Genomic DNA, 20,422 nt, shown 5'->3' with positions numbered 1-20,422 from the left:
TTTTGCGAGTAAAGGTAAAATTTCCATCCGGGAAAAGAATATTACTTTAAAGATTAAGCATCCATGAAAATGTAAGCTTACTGAATATCAACAAGAGAAAAAGCATTCTGTGAGGTCTGCTAAAAACTTTCTAAGCAATTAAGGAGCTATAAGAAAATTTCCAGAAAGGGATGGTAAAGCCAGGCGTAATTCGCATTATCACTGCTTGTCATTTTGTAGCAGTTGCTACAAAATGACAAGCAGTGATAATGCTCATACCCCCTCGACGTCTCTGCGCTCCGATGAACTCTGAGCGATTGAAGCCTCTGAAATCGTCCCAAAACCAATTGAAACTTGCCTTAGCTACCTAGCAAGGCTTTAAAGCTAAATCAATATGAGGCTTATCTCAAGGCAAGCCCTCTTCTTGAAGTCCAAATCAACCTCTGAAAATAGAGATGCCAGCCAATAGAATTAAATAAGAACATCATCTACACGAGAAGTACTTTGGTTCCAGAAAAAGACCTCCTAAAAGAAGTTACGCAAGAGCTTTGGCAATCTGTCAACAAACTTCGCCCAGGACTCCCTAAAGAGGCTCGGATGCAGCTCGTGCTAAAAGCACTCATCACAATTGGAGACTTGCCCAATCCCATTGAAGCAGCGATGGTTGTAGGAACTTGCTTAGAAATGGAAGGAGGAGAAGAGGAGCCTCCGAAGCAATCCAACAGCGAAGCCTCAACTGACAAAGGATCTAAAGTGGAAGAGGCCCCCGATGGAAGACGAATTGTCCGTAGGAGATCGGCAGCTAATTAATCGGCTAATTTTATTGAAAGGCATTGAGCTTCTAGCAGTAATAAGACAATTTTGTGAAACATCAGTCATTACATAAAAAGCACTATCAATACGATGAAAGAGCAAAATTAACTGATAACTTACTGTTTATATGTACTTTGACCTAATAAAAATTAGTGTCCTAGTTCATGCTTCCTGAAGAAGATAATTTAGGTATTATGCATTCATGTTCAACAACCTTACCGCTTGGGAGCAATTGAGCAAAACGAGGGTTATTTAGATGCAAACCATATTCATTATCTTGGTAACTCCACAACCATTTATTATCTCGAAAAGTAATCTCTCCGGATTGGAATGAAATAGGCAGCATTATATTTTTTGACTTCCAATTAAGCACCACAAAAGCTCCTTGATCAATGTTTTCTAGATCATCAACCAAGGCAAAGTCTCCGGATAGGTTATTCCTTATAGTTGCATAAAGAGTGGAGCCATCACAAATAAACGAAGTAGATGGGCATATCGTTATGAATAATGAAAAAAGAAGGCTAAAGACCAACATATTTAATCGATTGATTTCGAATTTTCCTTGGTCATTTTCTTGTAAAGCAAAAAGCTTATTCCTAAAGTAATAAATACGGGGAAAACCAAACCAAGGAGTTGAAGAGCTACATATAAGACTATAGAGATTATAGCAATTCGCCTAATCATCAAATTATTGTCTTGAAAGATGCCAGCCAAGAATGTGAGAGTTGATTCAAGCATTACGTTAGCCCCTAAATCTCATCGGTCTCAATCAATATATAGCCTTTTTAATAAACGTCAAATCAATTTAATAGTTAAAAGCAAAGCCATTTAGCTCTATCGAGATTATTCTTTTTGGTTGAATAAAGACAATTAATAATTAATCAGATGGGTACAAAATATGTACTTTTTTCTGTTAGAAACTCATACCATTACATTGTCTATTGTTTAGATAATGCTGATTTAATTTTCCCTCTTATCTCATCAGGGATTTCTTTAGGGCAATGGTCATACGATCCTTTGACCATCTGAAGTTCTGATCCACTCAGAAGTTGATCATCACTTAGCTTTTTATCCCCTACTGAAGCAACTCTACCACCGTGTCTAGCATTAAGTACTTGGGTATAGGTTGCTGATGCAATGCCAATGGCCTTTGAGAATTTAAGGCCTACACTAAGGGCATTGCATACATATGTGGTACCAATTCCCTTATAGAGAAACAGATCCTTGTCAGTAGCAGCCATTATTTTTTTACTAATCTTTTCTTTATTGGAAAGATTAGGGGCAACTTTTGAAGAGTTTGAACCCCCACAACTAACAGTTAATACCAATAAAGGCACTGCCATGAGTCGAGTGAAAAGGCTTAACTTGATTTGCAAGGTAGATTAAATGAGAATAATCAAATTCAGAGCAATAGGCTCCAATCTGTATAGGACATCATAATCACATGATTTCAGCAAAGCAAGACAAGGAATCTAAAACATGTTTTCAATTGAAATTGAACAGCATTCCGTTAAACAAGCAAACCTCTATGGAAAGATATTATGAATAAGTCAAATTGGTTTTCCCTCATCTGGTTAATAAAAATCTGATACCCTAATGATTACCCCTTACTTCTTCGTAATCAATTAATATAAATAAATGAATTTAACTATTAATTCTAAGTTGGTTATACCAGCTAAAGAGCTAAGTTGGCGTTTCTCAAGGGCTACTGGTCCTGGCGGTCAAGCTATTAATAAAACGTCTTCTCGAGTTGAACTTATATTCGATCTAGCTTCTTCAAATGTGCTTGATGTTTATTATAAGCAAAGATTAATGAGAAACCTCAAAGGCCATTTGATTAATGGATGTCTTCATATAATTGTATCTAAAGAACGTTCACAATATAAAAATCGTCAACTTGCGCTAATATATTTATCAGATCTTCTACGTGAAGGGTTAAGGCCTCCTCAAAAAAAAAGGAAATCAACAAAGCCAACTATTTCATCTCAGAAGCGTAGAATTCAGGTAAAGAAACAAAGAGGCGAATTAAAACGGAAAAGGCAAGGCAGGCTTTCCGAAGATGATTAAAAGGGTTATCCCTGGAAAAATCATTATGGCCATAATCTATTAATTATTGGATGATTACTGTTTAACATAGTTATTAATAAAGTGTAAGCCTTATATAAACATCGAATTGTTATGCGAACACTGCGGTTCTACCTCTATAGACCATTACTTGATGTCGCAAATGCAATCTTACAGCTGTTGCTAAAGCAACTCTCTCAGTATCTCTTCCCTTACGAATTAAGTCTGAGACCTCATCTCTATGGCTTACATTAACAAGTGTTTGCTCGATAATAGGTCCATCATCTAACTCCTCCGTGACGTAATGAGCTGTTGCTCCGATCAGCTTCACTCCCCTTTGCCATGCTTGGAAGTAGGGGTTGGCACCCTTAAAAGCTGGAAGAAAGGAATGATGTATGTTAATAATTGGAGGACATCTTTCTATAAAGTTTCCTGTTAAAACTTGCATGTATTTTGCTAAAATAACTAATTCAATTTGATGGTTTAAGAGAATATCTAGCATTCTGCTTTCTGAATCACTTTTATATTTTAAATTGTTAGGGATATAGTAATAGTTTACATCCAGATCATTACAAATTCCCTCTAAATCCTGATGGTTGGAGATAACTAAAGGGATGTCCATACGAATCTCACCGCTCCGTGCTCTCCAGAGCAAATCTAACAAGCAATGGCTTTGTTTGCTAATAAAGATAGCAGCTCTAGGGATAGCATCGGAGAAATGCACGGAGGCCTTACCATCTAGATGTCGAGCTAATTGTTTAACTTCGATGGGTATAGATTCATTATCAACTGCGAATCCATCTAAACCCCATTCGATTCTACTAAGAAACAACCCTGCTTCATTGTCGGTATGATGATCTGCATGAAGGATGTTCCCTTTATGATCAGTTACCCAACTGACCAATTCCTTAACCAAGCCAGGTCGGTCAGGACAAATAAGCTGAAGCGTGCAAGAGGAGGTATTCATTAAATATCTCAAGAAATAAATTCATTAAAGACTATAGGACTTCATTTTAACCATTTAGAAGGTGCATCATGTATGAAATACGAACTATCTATCCAACAAGATTCAAGACAGCAACAAATACCAAGGATGATTTTCATCTGGCATCATCGGACTAGCTTTCATGATCCAATACTAAAGATATTGCCTCTAATTGCACTCACATCTTTCTAAAGATAGAAAGCTTGTAGGAGAAAGCATTCACAACCACTTCAAGAGATCAAATGAAGGGCTATTTCCCTAGCAAAAAAGAAATGAGGTTATTAAAATTTTAATCTTGGTGCCCCCTAAAAAGAAGCTAGAATATAATATTCATTTTGTTACTAAGAAAATGTATCAACCAATGCGAAGAGTTGCTTCTATTTGCATTTTATTTTGTCTTTCACTTATGTGCTGTCTCCAAGTAGCTAATGCAGAACTTGCTCCCATAGAGGAGCATGGGTTGGATAATAAAGAAGGAATTAATCGAAATTCAGAAAGACAAGAGAGCATTAATGAACTCTTAGGTCCAAAAGACAATTTCCCATTTCTGCCAGACAATCACAGAGACAGTGGAACAGGTAAATTTCGTGCTTTCAACTGAATTGCTTTAGACTCAGAGCTTAAGTAACACATCTAAGCAATCAAAATCTAATTCAGGATTAGATACTGACTAATTCTCCTCTAAATGAAGTACTGTTTTGCATCCACCATGATCCAGAAAAGAGAGTTCATCAGGCAATTATCTTTTTCGTAAAGTGATTTGCATGCACAAAAAGGTGATTCTTAAGAAATGAAAAGCAAAAGACCTTCTCCAAATATTGCTCGATTTTTGTAGCAACATTGATAAGGTAAAAGGAATTCGGTGCTAAAAGTTTTGATCTCACCTGCTAAGAACAGAATCAATCAGCAGGTAACCCCACTTAATCCAGCGAAAGAGATAGAAAATCAATGTCAGATTCAAGTCCTAATTAGATTAAAGGCATGCAAACAAATTAAACAATATTTCTTAGGCCTAAGAGTAAGAACCTTATGAAAGGCCCATTCAAGGAATCATGAATAGGTTCAATCCATATTTTGTTGGTAAAAAGGAGACCATTTTGACAGATAGAAAAATGTAAATACCAGAATATTTAAATTCAAAACATGTTTACCCTTGCTAAATTTATAGAAAAATCAGGTCCTTTGAACAAAATTTTTCTCCTAGCCTTCACCTTGATAACGGTAGCTTTTGGTGGATGTTCAACTGAAGCAAAGAAAAAAGCAACCCCTGCTCTATTCAATAGCAAAGCTGAAGCAGAAAAAGCTGCCGAGGCTTTTAACTGCACTGGGGCTCACAAAATGGGTGATAAGTGGATGCCATGCAAAAACCATGGTGATTCTAAGCATCAACACAATCATTAAAAATGTCGAATCTAAATACCTCCAAGCAACAACGGTCAGAAAGCACCGAGCATTGCGGAAGTAAGCCCAAAAAAATTGCTATTGGTATAGCACCACTCGGGATAGTTTCTATTGGTATTGTGCCAATGGGTATAGTCACTATTGGAATAGTTCCAATGGGAGTTGTATCTATTGGGGTAGTCGCAATGGGTGTAATGAACGCTTCTATAGTGGGCATGGGAATATTTTCTGCAGGAATTACTACTATGGGTCTTAAGGTATGGAGCCCTGAAGGAGCAGCCCTTCAAAAAACATTCGATGAATCAAATTCATCATCTAAGAACATCTATGCTTATCCCTCTAGATCTCAAGCTGAAGCTGAAGCGAAAAAACTAGGATGTTTAGGTGTGCACAAAATGGGTACTTTATGGATGCCTTGTGCAACTCACAGGGTACCCCAATAACACATACATCCCATTAAATATAGATGTGGAGGGAATTAGCGAATAGTTGCAAACATTTCTGCTCTATAATCAAAAACAAATCATGGACACACTAAATAACTATCACGTTGGATTAGACCCAGCAATAAAAACCTTTATTGCTGTTTCTTTAATAATCGGTCCATTAGCCATTGCAGGTTTGGTTATGATCCTAAAAAGAATTGAGAAAAACAGACCTGAACGAATAAGATGGAAATAAAAAACAACAGGAGTCAAATCTATATTCATGAAAATCATTATTAATTGAAAAGATTAGATACAACAGCTGGGTTAATTAAGCCACATATGACCAAATAAATCAAAAATAAGAATTAACTGGCTTTCACTATTCCTTATTGTTGACATTAATTGTAAATTGGATTACCGTTTAAGTTCTCAATAAATGAACCTATACATTGTAGTACTTGGTGGAAGGGTGAAGGGAGGGAACATAGAGATGCATGACATACGATGGGTCGTTGGTGACACTTTCGAATCAACTTTTCCTGAGTTGAAATCGGAATGGATAGGTGTATCAAGAGGCCTACATATAGATAGCTTCAAGTTAATAAAATTTGTAGATGGTTACAGGGTCAAGCTCGTTGAGAAAGCCACAAAGGCTACAGGGAAAGCCAATGAACTCTGGCTTGTAAATCTTGGAGGATATAAAGAAAGTGAAATGCTTGAAAAGCATCATTTAGAAATCGTAGTAGCAGATTCAGCGAAAAAAGCAAAGAACAAAGCTCAAAAGAAATGGACCGAACCAATGAAGCAGGTTCACAAAGACAATCTATATAAGATTGACAGAGTAAAGAATTACACAGTAGTGTTAGAGAAAGATCCTCAGAATAGATCTGTTAACATGCAACCTGATTGGATAGGCTACTGGGTCATAGGCTGAAAATAACATTTTAGTTCAAAAAATAAAATTAGTATCAATAAGACAATGTCGTTGTCTGTTAGAAATAATTTTTTTCAACTAGTATTTATGGATTAGAGGTGTTGGAATAATGAAGAGTGCAAAAGGATGAAGGTAATTCGTGTAAATCGTAAAATGAGTTTATAGTTTATGATGGTTAGAATATAGTTGGTAGAGCATGGAAAAAGTTTTAGTCACAAGTGGGGTCGAAAAAACATGGCCAAAAGAAAAGGCAAGTGTATTATTTCTAGGTGAATGGTGTAAAATATACTCAAGAAGAAAAAAATGGGAAAATCTAGAACACACAACCTTAAAATATCATTGGGACGATCGAGAGAAATTATTTAAAGATTACAAATCACTATTAATTCTGTATGAATCAGTTTTAGAGGAATTAGCGTTAATTTTAAATAAAAAGCATAATACAAATTATTCTGTTAGATATTGGCGAATACTTATAGGTCCTTGGCTTGGAATGTTCATTTATATTCTATATGACAGATGGTTCATGCTTAAGGAAGCATTTAAAAAGCATGAAATAAATAAAACCAATATAATTCAAGTTTCCGAAGAAGATCTTGCTGCTAATGACTACCAAGAGTTCCACAGTCTGATAGTAGGTGACAAGTGGAACGAAATGATGTGTGGGGAGATTATTAAATTTATGGGAAAAGAAATATGTTATGTAGGGGAAATAGAAGCGGAGGCTGATTGTGACGAAAAATTGGAGAATGAATTAATCTTTGAATCGAGAAAAAATAAGTTGAAGACATTTATAAAAAATTTATTGATGAGGTTGAATCGTAAAGACTCACATCTGATTATTGATACCTACATGGATTTATTCAAGCTAGTTGAGCTTCATCTTCGTCTTAGGAACAGGCCGATATCATGGGAAAGGCCAGAAATAAAAGGGAACCAATTTTCCAAAAAAGCTAGAAGTTGGGTTGTCACTATTACGCAAGATCATAAAGAATGCACAGAGTTCATAGAGCTACTAAAAACATTTTTACCTAGGTTTATGCCTAGGATATATTTAGAAGGTTACAAAAGCCTTGTAAATTTAACCGCAAATTCACTATGGCCTAAAAATCCTAAGTCTATTTTTACAGGTGGAGCTTTCTTCAATGATGACTTCTTTAAAGCATGGACAGCAAGTCAAGTTGAAAGAGGAATTCCTCTATTCATAGGCCAGCATGGAGGCTCCTATGGAATTTGCAAGTGGGTATTTGAAGAGGATCATGCTCAAAAAATTTCAAACAATTTTCTAACATGGGGCTGGAATACACCTGGTGATTCTTCTAAATGTATTTCAATAGGTATGTTACGGTCATTACCTTCTAAAGTAAGAAGAGAAAATGAATCTAAAAGAAGAAAAAATGTCCTATTAGTTCAATGGAGTTATTCTAGGTATAGTTTTGCAATGTTTAGTAGTACAATAGGTTCTGGTCAATGGGAGGAATACCTAAACAATCAATTTAAATTTGTAGATACTCTACCAAAGGTAATACAGGATAAATTAATTGTTAGGCTGGGAAGATGTGACTTCAGATTATGTCAATATGAAAGATGGAAGGATAGGTACAAAAATATATATATAAATTCAGGAGAAGTGCAGATAAAAGAACTTCTAAAAGATACACGTATTTACATAAGCACATATAATTGTACAACTTTTTTGGAATCATTAGCATTAAACATACCAACAATAATATTTTGGGACCCAAAGCACTGGGAAATCAGGGAGGATGCAATTATGGACTTTAAATTACTTAAAGAAGTAAATATTTTCTTTGATGACCCTACAGATGCTGCCAATCATCTTAAAAGGTTTTGGAATGATGTTAATACTTGGTGGCTAAATAGAAAAACCCAAGAAATTAGAAGCTTATTTTGCTCAAAATATGCTAATCAAGATAGGAATATGGTAGTCAGATTAACTAATCTTATTGGTGATTATAGTAAGTCAAATATGTTAAAAGCCGAATGATTAGAATTAGATTCAACAATTTGTGAAATTAGAATTATATTTTTTTTTAAATTAGTAACATTAATAGCTCATGTAGAGTTAAGCCGAGTATTGTCTAATGATAAATGCGTGGTTATGACACAGCATGACGAAGCTTCTTCTTAGTAATTTGACCATTAATTCACATTAAGTAATTTCTATGGGAGCTATTCATATTATTGGTGCTGGTCCAGCAGGAATATCATTAGCATATTATGCACAAATTTCTGGCATAAAAGAAATCACTATCTATGAAATGACCGACAAAATAGGTGGGATGGCCAGATCATGGGAGCATAAAGGTTTCATACTAGATACAGGCCCACATATCTTTCATACATCAGATAAAGAAATCGCAAAGGACTGGGGGAGCATAGGAGATGATCTATTAATACCTGGTAATTACACTTCTTGTAATATCATAAAAGAATACCCAAATAAACTTTTCGACTATCCCATATCATTTGAAACGCTTAGAAATAATCTACCTAAAAGTATTTTGAATCAGATATTAGAAGAATACAAATCTATAAAAGAAAAAGATAAATCTAGATCCTCATCTAGTTTCAAAGAGTTTATGGAAGGAAAAGTAGGAAAGACTTTAAGCAAACTATTCTTTACAGATTATCCCCAAAAGGTTTGGGGTATTAAAACTGATAAAATGTTAGCAGATTGGGCGCCTCAAAGAATAGAATTAAGAGAGAGTAGCGGACCATTTTATACAAAACCTTTCGTAAAGGTTGGGAAGCTTGGTACCGGTTGTTTTTATCATAGAATAGTTGAAATCCTCAGAAAATCTGAGGATTTTAAATTAAAAATGAATAAAAAGCTTAGCAAGGTCAATTATTCTGAAGATAAAATAAGGTCTTTAGTTTTCAACAAAGAGGAAAAAATAGAAATTTCACCTGGAGATATTGTTGTCTCAACAATCCCAGCAACAACACTAGCTCGATTTATAGGTCAAGAATTAGACTTAGAATTTAGAGGTGTTAGATCAAGATATCTATTCTTTAAGAATAATCGAATCCTACCAAAAGATTTTAATTGGGTATATTGTAGTGATAAAAGCCTTTCATTTAATCGGATCACTGAACCAACTACTTTTTCAAAACACCTTGGCCCAGAGGGTTTTGCCTTTTTATGTGTAGAGAACACATTTGCAAGCAAAGGAAATATACCTTCTTCAGAAGAGAGCTTCGATGAGATTCTTGACTGGCTATCTAGACAGAAAGATTTTAACTCTACAGGCTATATCTCTGAATTTAGTACTGAGAATATTGAAAGATGTGTTTATCCAATTCAAGATACTAAGTTTAGAGCAAATTTAGCAAAATACAATTCTCGAGTTGCCTATTTTGAAAACTTACATGTGATTGGTACGGGTGGAGAGTTTCATTATTCAGATATGCAAATAATTTTTAGAAAGAGTAAAGGTTTAATTAATAGCTTGCTCAAAAAAATAACAAAAGAAAACATTTATAGTGTTCCGTTAATAACTTCAATCAGTAAAAAAAGTAATTCATTAGTTCATTTATCACCAACCAAGCAGAATGAATCAAAGGATTCTAACTCTGAGTACATTACTTTATCAAGCCTTCATCATATCTCAGGTTCTAGAGTTCCGTTAATTGCAGAAATTGGTATCAATCACAATGGGGATATAAGCCTTGCAAAGGCAATGATGGAAGCAGCGAAGGAGTCAGGAGCTGACTTTGCAAAATTCCAGTACTATCAAAAAGATGCGAGAGTTGAAAAAAACTCACTAACTGAATACTTACATGAAACAGCAGATGGAACTGAAATGTCTCTAAATGATATTTTTGAAAGAGCAAGATTAAATGAAAATTCATGTTTAGATTTGATTGACCATGGTAAAGAAATTAACTTGCCAGTATTTTTTACAGTTTTTGATATTAAATCTGCTTCTTACATAAGAAGCATTGGTCAAAAAATAGTTAAAATTGCTTCAATGGATTGCAATAACCTTAAGCTGCACAAGGCAATTAATTCGCTGGGTTTCGAAACGGTAATCATTTCAACAGGAATGAGTGATATAGAAGAAGTCAAAAGATCAATATCAAGGTATTCAAAACAAACAGAAGTCATGCTAATGAGTTGTAGAAGCTCTTATCCAGCCAGGCTTGAAGATATAGATTTAGGAGAGATTAGTTATCTTAGAGAAATTACAGATTGTTGTATAGGCTATTCTGACCATACTGAAGGTATTTTAACAAGTCTTTTAGCTACGGCTGCAGGCGCAGCCTATATAGAAAGACACTTTACAACTAACAAACATCTGCCAGGTCCGGACAATAAAATGTCAATTGGACCGAAAGAAACATTAGAGCTTTCTAAGCAATTACATCTAGTCTCAAAATCAACTTCTAAAAAAAGAAAGGTTATTCACCCAAGTGAGCAAATAACATTTGCAATGCAAAAAAAATCTCTTAGGTTCCCACACAATCTAAAAGTTGGTGATCTGATTCACACTGACGACCTAATTGCACTTGCACCACCTGAGGGATATAGTGATTTCCATGCCATTTTACCGAGGTGCGCACTAAGGATAAAAAAGGTTGTAAGTAAGAATCAGCCTGTTAGCATAGATGATATAGAAATCCTGGATTAATTATAAATATGGAGAGAATCATTGTGTTATCAAATTCTGTAGGGAGGATTTTTGAAGATCGAATAAAAACAACAGCTGTTCGAGAGATTGGAGATTATCAAATTGTTTCGCTCCTTTGCTCAGAAAAAATTGATTACGCTGATTTTGTAAGGTTAGTCTCGGAAACGAGCTCTCATTTATTTGTAGATCTAGAAAAGAAGCAACCTCTTAACATTACAAATAAGGCTGACCAACTAAATAATCTCTTCAAAAGTATTAGATTGTCTATAAATGAAACGGGCCTTCAAGATAAGTTGGCTCTCTATCCTATAAAGTTAAATGATCTAACAGTAAGTGCAACCTGGAAAGAACTAACTAGGCAGTATATGGATATTTCCGGTTTAAAGTTAGGTTTAATCGGTACGGGTAATATTGGATCAAAACTCATAAAGGCCCTTACGGAATCTGGCGTTAAAATAAAATGCTTTAATCGAGATATTAATAAGGCTATTGCAGTTGTAAATTCCATAATTCTTACTAAGCCAGCACATACGATTGTATCGCCAGATTTAGTACGTCATATTGAGCATACTTTTATAAATACTCAAGGAGTGATCATTTCCTGTAGTGATATATCAGAAGATATATCTGACTTTCTACCTTTAATTCATAAGAATTTTAAAATATTTCTAATTGGTCACTCACTTCTAAAATCTGGGGCTCTGAAAAAAATAAAAGCCAACAAATATATAGACCTACAACGAGTTGATATTGGTAAAGAGTTGATTAGTTACATCATAGGTACATTGGCAACTTCCAGTTACTCAAATTTTGGCCAAAACGATTTCGACAATAAAATATTATGCTCAGGCGGATTTATAGGAGAAGAGGGTGCACTTGTCGTTGATAATTGCCAGTCTCCGAAATGGTTTTATGCAGAATGCGATGGTTTAGGGGGACTTTCTTATGAAGCTTCTTGTACTGAACTGCAATCATTAAAACAAATGGACGAAACCTACAACAGATGCTAAATAAAGAATCCCAGAAATCTTTCTTCAAAATTCTAATATAAATAAAAACCATGGAAAGAATAACCAAAGCTTTTTGGGTTTGGGCTCAATTCAGCGAACTAGATCAAAAACACCTGGAAGAGATTCAAGATAAAGTAAAAACCAAACTAAGAAGCGTATCTTTTCCAATACATATAACCCTAGCAGGTCCTTTCGTTAAGTTAGAACAATCTGCACTCCAAAAAATACATAAATTCTGCAGCAACCAATCACCCTTTAAGGTAGATGCCATTAAATATGAACATAAAAAAAAATTCTTTGAATCATTTTTTATTTCCTTAGCCAGGTCAAATAAATTAGATTCCTTTAGAGAAGAAATCTTGAGAATTAATCATTTAGATTCAACTAAAATCTTCTCGCCGCATATAAGTTTAGTCTATGGGTACCATGAAGCTAAAAGTAAAGTGGGCCTCATTCCTTCTCTACCAAAATTAATATGTTCTCTAACAGTAAATAAAATTTCTATTGTTGATTTTGATGAAATCACATGCCTTGCAAAAATATCAAGGAGCTATCCCTTAGGCCTTCATAATATAGAGAAAGCTCAAAGCTTGAAATGACTTTGAAAAATCTAAATACAAAGCCCTGCTTAGGCTTTGTTGGCCTAGGGGCGATAGGCCTGCCAATAGCAGCAAACCTACTTCGAGCCGGTTTTCCTTTAAAGGTTCATACAAGGAGTCGAACAGCAGAAAGAAGTCAAGAATTAGATGGAGCAAAGCGTTGTTCTTCACCAAAAAGTGCAGCTGAAGGAGGTGATTTTTTTCTGATTTGTGTGAGTGATGAGGATGCAGTAGAGGAAGTTTTGTTTGGTCCTGAAGGGGCTGAAAGTAGCCTTAGGCCAGGACAAGTTGTAATTGATTTTTCCACAATCAGTCCTGAAAAGGCGAGATTATTTGCAGCCAAACTTGCCCCTAAAGAGATTTCCTATATTGATGCTCCAGTAACGGGAGGAACAGAAGGGGCTAAAGCAGGTAGCCTAACTATTTTCCTAGGCGCTGAAAATGAATCATTCAAGGATGTAGGTTCAATTTTTAAAGCCATAGCAAGTTCTGTCTACCCTTTTGGACAGGTTGGCAAAGGTCAAGAGGTAAAAGCTATTAACCAGATCCTCGTTGCTGGAAGTTATGTGGCAGTTGCAGAAGCAATTGCCTTAGGACAAGAATTAAAACTGCCAATGGATATAGTCATCAAGGCGCTTCAAAAAGGGGCTGCTAGCTCTTGGGCACTCTCGCATCGTTCCCAATCAATGCTCAAAGATGATTATCCATTAGGCTTTAAATTAAAGTTACACCACAAAGATTTATCCATTGCATTAAGAACAGCAGAAGAATTAGGTTTAAATCTTCCAATAACATCAAAAGTAAAAGAATTAGAAGAAACCCTAATAAAAGAAGGCCACCAAGATAAGGATATTTCTGTTCTAAAAAAATCAATTACAAAAACTTAACTAAGCATCCAAAAGAAAATATTTCACCAGTTTATTTCTTGTTCTAAAGACTTTTTGAAAGATACTATTATCAAAGTAATAAATATCGTTGAGCAAGAGGTAGGACTGCTGCCGGCTCACAAGTAAGTAATTCCCCATCAGCAAATACTTGATAGGTTTGCGGGTCAACTTTTAAAGAAGGCAGCGCATCATTGCAGCGCATATTTTTCTTAGAAATTTCCCTAGTGTTTTCAACTGGCAAACAATGCCTTCTCAACCCAAGTTTTTGCGGCACTCCCGCATCCATGGCAACTTTGCTTATAAATGTAATGCAGCTGGGAGCAATAGCAGCTCCGAAGGAAGCAAACATTGGTCTTCCATGAACAGGTTGCGGTGTTGGAATTGAGGCATTGGCATCACCCATCTGTGCCCAAACTATGCTCCCTCCCTTTAAAACCAGTTCTGGTTTTATCCCAAAGAAACCTGGTTTCCAAAGCACTATATCTGCTAGCTTACCTACTTCTATTGAGCCAATATGATTGCTCATTCCATGAGCAATTGCTGGGTTAATTGTCACTTTCGCGATGTAACGTTTTAAACGATTGTTGTCATTACGTTCTATGTCCTCTGGAAGAGGTCCGCGTTGAACCTTCATTTTATGAGCTGTCTGAAAAGTTCTACTAATTACTTCTCCTACCCTTCCCATTGCTTGAGAGTCACTTGCAATAATTGAAAAAGCTCCTACATCATGGAGGATATCTTCAGCAGCAATCGTTTCTCTCCTTATACGTGATTCAGCGAAGGCAACATCCTCTTGAATCTTAGGATCCAAGTGATGACAAACCATGAGCATATCTAAATGCTCTTCAAGAGTATTAATGGTGTATGGTCTTGTGGGATTTGTACTACTTGGAAGCACATTAGCTTCTCCACAAATTTTTATGATGTCTGGAGCATGGCCACCACCTGCACCTTCAGTATGAAATGTATGAATAGTTCTGCCATTAATAGCCTTAATAGTATCTTCAACAAATCCTGCCTCATTAAGAGTGTCAGTGTGGATACAAACCTGAACATCCATTTGGTCAGCAACTTGTAAACAGCAATCAATTGATGCAGGTGTAGTACCCCAATCCTCATGGAGCTTCAAACCACAAGCACCTGCCAAAACTTGCTCTTCTATTGCAGGGTGACTGCTTGCATTTCCTTTTCCAAAAAAACCAAGGTTTACCGGTAAACCTTCAGCCGCTTGGAGCATTCGCTGAATATGAAACAAGCCAGGCGTGCACGTGGTGGCATTTGTTCCTGTGGCAGGTCCGGTACCTCCTCCAATCATTGTTGTAATACCACTCGAAAGAGCAGTCTCTATCTGTTGTGGGCAAATAAAATGGATATGACTATCAACACCCCCTGCCGTCAAAATATAACCTTCTCCTGCAATCGCCTCAGTACTTGGACCAATAACAATTGAAACTCCTTCCTGGACGTCTGGATTACCAGCCTTCCCGAGGCCAACAATTTTCCCATCTTTAATTCCTACATCGGCTTTAACAATTCCCCACCAATCCAAAATCAAGGCATTAGTTATTACTGTATCGACTACTTCATTATCTCTAGTTTGTTGAGATTGCCCCATGCCATCTCTAATAACTTTTCCCCCGCCAAACTTAACTTCATCCCCATAGTGGGTGTAATCCTCTTCAACCTCAAGGATTAGATCTGTGTCGGCTAATCTCAGTCGATCCCCTTTGGTTGGACCATAAGTCTCAGCATATGCACGTCGAGAAATTTTATAAGGCATAGTTCAATCAATCCAAAGGACCATTTATCAAACCGTTAAAACCAAAAACAATACGCTTTCCCCCAAAAGGGACAAGTTTTACCTCACGTCTATCTCCTGGTTCAAAACGAATTGCTGTCCCTGCTGGGATATCGAGTCGTTTACCAAGAGCCAGCTCTCGTTCAAAATCAAGAGCTTGATTTGCTTCATAGAAATGAAAATGCGATCCAATTTGTACTGGTCGATCACCCTTGTTTGAGACAGAAAGAGTTGTGACCGGTCTCCCAAGATTTAGTTCTATTTCTCCCTTTTCGGGAAACAACTCACCAGGAATTAAATGGGACATTTTTAATTTTCAGCGAATTGGATCATGGAGAGTTACAAGTTTCGTCCCATCTGGAAATACGGCCTCAATCTGAACATCATCAATCAGCTCTGGGACTCCTTCCATCACTTGCTCACGCTTTAGCCACGTAGTCCCTTCGGCCATTAACTCTGAGACACTTTTGCCATCCCGAGCCCCCTCAAGCACTTGAAAGCTAAGCCAAGCAACAGCTTCCGGGTGGTTTAATTTCAGACCACGAGTCATCCTTCGTTCCGCAAGCAGAGCAGCCGTAACAACCAGTAGTTTGTCTTTTTCTTGAGGGCTTAAGTGCATTCAAAAACCTATCCAATCCCATTCTTGCAATTAGTTTGATTAAAACCATCTAAACCAGACATAATTTAAAAAGAAGGATCCTCCTGCATAGGCCAAACCCGTAAAGACTCCGGAGAATGTAAAGACCGAAACTTTCTAATATGCATCCAGATTCGAAAGAACGAGAATCTTGCTTCTTGTGTGGACCGGCCAAGATATCTAGCGGAAATGCCATGATTAATTGAACTCAAGCTCATTGCTCCTTCTCGCACATCTCCTTTTTTACGACATACCTCTAAAAGCTGATCTATCTTCTCTTGAGTGAGAGATGTCGGTGCAGCCCAAACCAGCGATCCCAGGACAGGCTGGCTATCCATGCCATGCTTTGCAGTCAAAGCATCTCCGCTTAGTTCTAAGCGATCAATAAATTCCCATCTCTTCTCTTGCCCAAAATGACGTGATATCTCCAGACCAGAACGCCAACATCCTGAATCCAGTGTTTCCCCCAAAGAAGTTCTCCCCAATCGAACCACTTCAACACCTAAAAAGCTTGCTGATGGGGAAAGTTCAACATGCATGCGTTGTTCAAAAAGACCATTAGCAAAAACAATGACTTCTTGAGGCATCCACTCAAGGTCTGAATCTTCATCAAGAAAAAAGTAACAATTTTGAGTAGCCCATTTACCTTCAGGGTGATCTTTTAACCGGCCAACACTTCCATACACCTTTTGTGCCGCGACATTCGTCAAAAGAGAACGAGTTCTACGATTGGCTACCACCTTCAACGTCAACTGATCGCCACCAACCAACCCTCCAGCAGTATGCAAAATTGGTAATTCACACCTGCCATCTGCCTTCTGTGAGGCTCGTAATAATTTGAAAGGAGCCTTATAGGTTCCCTGATGAATAGTGTAAGGGTCTGAACTTTTAGAGTCGTCTCTATTTAGGAAGTTCAAATCACACATCCCATGCCAAGCCGTATCTTCTTGGCTCATCTCAAGATAATTCAAAATTGATTCATTTAACCAATTTAGTAGAAATCGGCTTCTTTCTAAGCTTGATTAGTTAAAACAAAGCGAGTTTTCTTAGAGGTGGCAAACCAACCAATCCTTCTTACGCAAAGAATTGAAAAAGTTAAGGATGAAAAGCTTCTATTCCTTCCTCTATCTGCAGAACAACGAACCAAGCTAAGGGGGCTAAGAAAGACTACCTGCGGCATTAATGTCTTACTTCAATTGCCAAGGGAAGGTCCTCTACGCCCAGGAGAGATCCTTACTAGTGATAAAAAATTTCCCTTAATAGAAGTAAAAGCAGCCATTGAAGAGTTAATTCAAGTAGAATCAAGCTCTTCTTTAGAGTTAGCCAAAGCTTCATATCATTTAGGTAATCGTCATGTTGATCTTGAAATTCAAGATCAACAGCTTTTTTTCTTAAAAGACCCTGTTCTTGAATTAATGCTCAAGAAAAGAGGGCTTATTTTAAAAAATGTGAGCCGACCTTTTCAACCGGAATCTGGGGCCTATTCAGATCCTCATAAATGACTTCACCTGCAATTTTTCAACTTGTTTCCCCTGCCTTACCTGTTGGTGCCTTTAGCTATTCAGAAGGTATTGAGTTCATGGCACAAGAAAAAAAATTACTAACCGAATCAGAAGTCTTTAATTGGTTAGAAAGCGAATTACTTAGAGGCCAGCTCCGTATTGAAGCCGCTTCAATCTCACCAATGATGGATTGTTTGGACAACTGGAAAAAAGTACAAACATCCCAAACAGAAAAACAAATTTATGAATGGAATTCTTGGCTCTTAGCCTTGCGAGACTCTAAAGAGGTTCGTTTGCAACAAAAGCAAATGGGAACATCATTATTGCAACTACTTGCGGATCTAAATCATCCATTGCCAAACAAAAAAAAGAATTTAGCTTGGCCAATAGCTTGGTCCTGGGCAGGATTAAGCTTTTCACTACCTAAAGTTGACGTAGTTCAAGGTTATTTGTATAGCTGGATCGCAAATCAACTGAGTGCTACTTTGCGCTTATTACCGTTTGGGCCTAACAAAGTTCAACACATGCAGTATCAATTACTTCCTTTGATAGCTTCCCAAACTGCGCTGTTATTAAATCAGAATCCCCATGATCTTTGGACGGGAGACATTGGAACTATCATGGCTCAACAATCACATAAGGAATTATATTCCAAATTATTTAGAAGTTAATGGGAAGCAAATTACGTGTTGGGGTAGCTGGGCCAGTTGGATCAGGGAAAACTGCCCTAGTAGAAGCTCTTTGCAAATACCTTAGGGATCAGTTGCAACTAGCTGTTGTGACAAATGACATTTACACACAAGAAGACGCAAAATACCTTACAAAGGCTGGGGCACTAGAACCTGAGCGAATCCGAGGAGTTGAGACTGGTGGCTGCCCTCATACCGCTATTCGCGAGGATTGTTCAATTAACCGCTCGGCAGTTGAGGAGCTGGAAACGCAATTTCCCAAACTGGACTTAGTTTTTGTAGAAAGTGGTGGTGACAATCTTGCGGCAAGCTTCAGTCCTGAGCTGGTTGACATATCTATTTATGTAATAGATGTTGCTGCAGGGGACAAAATTCCTAGAAAAGGTGGGCCTGGAATTACTCGCTCAGATTTACTTGTAATCAACAAAATCGACCTTGCTCCAATGGTTGGAGCAAGCCTTGAAATAATGAATAAAGATACCTCAAGGATGCGAAAAGAGCGCCCTTGGTGCTTTACGAATCTCCACACCGGAAAGGGGCTTGATCAAGTAGTCGAGTTTTTGTTGCAACAAATACCAAATTAAGGATCAACGAAGGAACGCCTTGAAAAAGGTTCGATTTGATACAAAACATTCATTGCAGTTGCTATTACGTTCCGAGACCGTGAGCAACGTTCTCCATCCAAATTTTGGAATTATGACTTTGACCAAGCGCTTTTTTATCGCCTTAAGTTCTCTTGCTCTTGGAGCATCAGTGACTGCATGTGGAAGTGGAAACCAATCTTCTGGCTGCGCTGATTGCGATGCAGAAGTAACCGTTGGGATTCTTCATTCATTAAGTGGAACGATGGCAATTTCGGAATCCACTTTGGTTGACACAGAAAAAATGGCGATCGAAGAGATCAATGCTGCAGGGGGTATAGAGGTTGGCGGCAAAAAATACGAAATAAAATACATCGTTGAAGATGGGGCCTCTGACTGGCCAACATTCGCCGAAAAATCGAAAAAATTGATTACTCAGGACAAAGTGCCTGTTGTATTTGGAGGTTGGACTTCGGCTAGTCGTAAAGCGATGCTTCCTGTATATGAATCAAAGGATGCATTCCTTTACTACCCAATTCAGTACGAGGGTCAAGAATGCTCTAACAACATTTTTTATACTGGCGCAACTCCTAATCAACAATCTGAACCAGCAACAGAGTTCATGTTTAAGCGCTCACCTGCTGCAGGAAAGCCTTTCTTCCTGGTTGGGTCTGATTACGTCTTCCCACGTACATCAAACACCATCACTAAAGAACAAGTGAAGTCTCTAGGTGGAAAGGTAGTTGGGGAAGATTATTTACCTCTGGGAAATACAGAAGTTGCTCCAATTATTGCCAAAATCAAAAAAGCCCTTCCTAACGGCGGCGTTATAATCAATACATTGAATGGGGATCAAAACGTTGCTTTCTTTAAGCAAATTCAAGATGTAGGTATTACACCCAAGAATGGCTACTACGTAATGAGTTACTCCATTGCTGAAGAAGAAATAAGTACTATTGGTCCAGAGTTCTTAGAAGGCCATTACGGAGCCTGGAACTACATGATGTCTATTAATAGTTCTGCATCCAAAAAGTTTGCCAAAAACTTCCAAAAGAGATGGGGTGCTGACCGAGTTGTTGCTGACCCACAAGAATCTGCATACAACATGGTCTACTTGTGGAAAGCAGCCGTCGAAAAAGCAGGAACATTCGATGACAATGCTGTTCGTAAAGCTCTTGTGGGTATCAAATTCGATGCTCCACAAGGTCCGGTTGAGGTGATGCCCAATCACCACATTTCTCAGACAGTACGTATTGGCAAAATAACTTCCCGTGGACAATTCAAGATTCTCGAATCAACGAATGGGCCAATTGCACCCCAAGCCTGGAATCAATTTGAGCCAAGCTCTAAAGGTTACGCATGTGACTGGACTAACGCGCGCAAAGGAGAAAGATATCGCTTTTAAATAGACTATCTTTCGAGCCCCCTTTCAACTGCATGGAGAAACCAATCGAAGGTTT

The 20,422-nt window shown here is 37.4% G+C and carries 23 protein-coding genes; 16 read left to right on the top strand and 7 right to left on the bottom strand.

Annotation, left to right across the window (positions count from 1 at the left end):
- Positions 1 to 483 precede the first annotated feature (483 nt).
- Positions 484 to 789 carry a TIGR03894 family protein gene (locus tag SOI84_RS08750; RefSeq protein ID WP_320674149.1) on the top strand — a complete coding sequence of 102 codons (306 nt, stop codon included), beginning with the start codon at positions 484 to 486 and terminating at the stop codon, positions 787 to 789.
- Between the two features lie 160 nt (positions 790 to 949).
- Here SOI84_RS08750 and SOI84_RS08745 read toward each other — a convergent pair whose 3' ends face one another.
- Positions 950 to 1,327 (bottom strand): hypothetical protein, encoded by a 378-nt coding sequence (locus tag SOI84_RS08745; protein WP_320674148.1) that lies wholly within the window; start codon positions 1,325 to 1,327, stop codon positions 950 to 952.
- A gap of 403 nt (positions 1,328 to 1,730) precedes the next feature.
- Positions 1,731 to 2,135, bottom strand: coding sequence for a cAMP phosphodiesterase (locus SOI84_RS08740; RefSeq protein WP_320674147.1), 405 nt, complete (start codon positions 2,133 to 2,135; stop codon positions 1,731 to 1,733).
- A gap of 295 nt (positions 2,136 to 2,430) precedes the next feature.
- Here SOI84_RS08740 and arfB point away from each other — a divergent pair, with 295 nt between their 5' ends.
- On the top strand, positions 2,431 to 2,859 hold the full coding sequence (gene arfB, locus SOI84_RS08735; RefSeq protein ID WP_320674146.1) for an alternative ribosome rescue aminoacyl-tRNA hydrolase ArfB: 429 nt from the start codon (positions 2,431 to 2,433) through the stop codon (positions 2,857 to 2,859).
- A gap of 109 nt (positions 2,860 to 2,968) precedes the next feature.
- On the opposite strand, the gene purU is transcribed toward arfB, so the two are convergent.
- On the bottom strand, positions 2,969 to 3,823 hold the full coding sequence (gene purU, locus SOI84_RS08730) for a formyltetrahydrofolate deformylase (protein WP_320674145.1): 855 nt from the start codon (positions 3,821 to 3,823) through the stop codon (positions 2,969 to 2,971).
- Between the two features lie 424 nt (positions 3,824 to 4,247).
- Here purU and SOI84_RS08725 point away from each other — a divergent pair, with 424 nt between their 5' ends.
- The 10 genes from SOI84_RS08725 to SOI84_RS08680 all read left to right on the top strand — a co-directional run bounded on the left by SOI84_RS08725 (position 4,248) and on the right by SOI84_RS08680 (position 13,755).
- Positions 4,248 to 4,442, top strand: coding sequence for a hypothetical protein (locus tag SOI84_RS08725; RefSeq protein WP_320674144.1), 195 nt, complete (start codon positions 4,248 to 4,250; stop codon positions 4,440 to 4,442).
- Between the two features lie 581 nt (positions 4,443 to 5,023).
- A complete protein-coding gene (locus SOI84_RS08720) occupies positions 5,024 to 5,242 on the top strand; it encodes a hypothetical protein (protein ID WP_320674143.1) in 219 nt (72 codons plus the stop codon).
- Between the two features lie 2 nt (positions 5,243 to 5,244).
- Complete coding sequence (locus tag SOI84_RS08715) at positions 5,245 to 5,685, top strand: hypothetical protein (RefSeq protein WP_320674142.1); 441 nt, start codon at positions 5,245 to 5,247, stop codon at positions 5,683 to 5,685.
- 82 nt (positions 5,686 to 5,767) lie between these two features.
- Complete coding sequence (locus SOI84_RS08710; protein ID WP_320674141.1) at positions 5,768 to 5,923, top strand: hypothetical protein; 156 nt, start codon at positions 5,768 to 5,770, stop codon at positions 5,921 to 5,923.
- Between the two features lie 183 nt (positions 5,924 to 6,106).
- A complete protein-coding gene (locus SOI84_RS08705; protein WP_320674140.1) occupies positions 6,107 to 6,604 on the top strand; it encodes a DUF1543 domain-containing protein in 498 nt (165 codons plus the stop codon).
- 196 nt (positions 6,605 to 6,800) lie between these two features.
- Positions 6,801 to 8,612, top strand: a complete 1,812-nt coding sequence (locus SOI84_RS08700) for an LIC12162 family transferase (protein ID WP_320674139.1) — start codon at positions 6,801 to 6,803, stop codon at positions 8,610 to 8,612.
- Positions 8,613 to 8,790: 178 nt separating this feature from the next.
- Positions 8,791 to 11,259, top strand: a complete 2,469-nt coding sequence (locus SOI84_RS08695; RefSeq protein WP_320674138.1) for an N-acetylneuraminate synthase family protein — start codon at positions 8,791 to 8,793, stop codon at positions 11,257 to 11,259.
- Positions 11,260 to 11,282: 23 nt separating this feature from the next.
- The gene (locus tag SOI84_RS08690; protein WP_320674137.1) at positions 11,283 to 12,269 is read left to right on the top strand and encodes an NAD(P)-dependent oxidoreductase; all 987 of its coding nucleotides are present in this window, start codon (positions 11,283 to 11,285) and stop codon (positions 12,267 to 12,269) included.
- Between the two features lie 50 nt (positions 12,270 to 12,319).
- On the top strand, positions 12,320 to 12,868 hold the full coding sequence (locus SOI84_RS08685; protein WP_320674136.1) for a 2'-5' RNA ligase family protein: 549 nt from the start codon (positions 12,320 to 12,322) through the stop codon (positions 12,866 to 12,868).
- Complete coding sequence (locus SOI84_RS08680; RefSeq protein ID WP_320674135.1) at positions 12,865 to 13,755, top strand: NAD(P)-dependent oxidoreductase; 891 nt, start codon at positions 12,865 to 12,867, stop codon at positions 13,753 to 13,755. The genes SOI84_RS08685 and SOI84_RS08680 overlap by 4 nt, the downstream gene beginning before the upstream one ends.
- 70 nt (positions 13,756 to 13,825) lie before the next feature.
- Here the strand turns inward: SOI84_RS08680 and ureC are convergent, their stop codons facing one another.
- From ureC to SOI84_RS08660, 4 genes are all read right to left on the bottom strand, one after another.
- On the bottom strand, positions 13,826 to 15,535 hold the full coding sequence (ureC, locus tag SOI84_RS08675) for an urease subunit alpha (RefSeq protein ID WP_320674134.1): 1,710 nt from the start codon (positions 15,533 to 15,535) through the stop codon (positions 13,826 to 13,828).
- Positions 15,536 to 15,542: 7 nt separating this feature from the next.
- The gene (locus SOI84_RS08670; RefSeq protein WP_320674133.1) at positions 15,543 to 15,860 is read right to left on the bottom strand and encodes an urease subunit beta; all 318 of its coding nucleotides are present in this window, start codon (positions 15,858 to 15,860) and stop codon (positions 15,543 to 15,545) included.
- Between the two features lie 9 nt (positions 15,861 to 15,869).
- Positions 15,870 to 16,172 (bottom strand): urease subunit gamma, encoded by a 303-nt coding sequence (locus tag SOI84_RS08665; RefSeq protein ID WP_320674132.1) that lies wholly within the window; start codon positions 16,170 to 16,172, stop codon positions 15,870 to 15,872.
- A gap of 65 nt (positions 16,173 to 16,237) precedes the next feature.
- On the bottom strand, positions 16,238 to 17,146 hold the full coding sequence (locus SOI84_RS08660; RefSeq protein WP_320674131.1) for an urease accessory protein UreD: 909 nt from the start codon (positions 17,144 to 17,146) through the stop codon (positions 16,238 to 16,240).
- Positions 17,147 to 17,242: 96 nt separating this feature from the next.
- Here SOI84_RS08660 and ureE point away from each other — a divergent pair, with 96 nt between their 5' ends.
- From ureE to urtA, 4 genes are all read left to right on the top strand, one after another.
- A complete protein-coding gene (ureE, locus tag SOI84_RS08655; RefSeq protein ID WP_320674130.1) occupies positions 17,243 to 17,692 on the top strand; it encodes an urease accessory protein UreE in 450 nt (149 codons plus the stop codon).
- Positions 17,689 to 18,363: an urease accessory protein UreF gene (locus SOI84_RS08650; protein WP_320674129.1), complete on the top strand. Its 675-nt coding sequence runs from the start codon at positions 17,689 to 17,691 to the stop codon at positions 18,361 to 18,363. The genes ureE and SOI84_RS08650 overlap by 4 nt, the downstream gene beginning before the upstream one ends.
- Positions 18,363 to 18,965 carry an urease accessory protein UreG gene (gene ureG, locus SOI84_RS08645; RefSeq protein WP_320674128.1) on the top strand — a complete coding sequence of 201 codons (603 nt, stop codon included), beginning with the start codon at positions 18,363 to 18,365 and terminating at the stop codon, positions 18,963 to 18,965. The genes SOI84_RS08650 and ureG overlap by 1 nt, the downstream gene beginning before the upstream one ends.
- A gap of 112 nt (positions 18,966 to 19,077) precedes the next feature.
- Positions 19,078 to 20,367, top strand: a complete 1,290-nt coding sequence (gene urtA, locus SOI84_RS08640) for an urea ABC transporter substrate-binding protein (protein WP_320675440.1) — start codon at positions 19,078 to 19,080, stop codon at positions 20,365 to 20,367.
- Positions 20,368 to 20,422 lie beyond the last annotated feature (55 nt).

The sequence above is a fragment of the Prochlorococcus sp. MIT 1341 genome (assembly GCF_034092415.1).
GTDB lineage: Bacteria > Cyanobacteriota > Cyanobacteriia > PCC-6307 > Cyanobiaceae > AG-363-P08.
The sequence above is the reverse complement of the archived record's forward strand: the minus strand, read 5'-3'. Positions and strand labels throughout refer to the sequence as shown.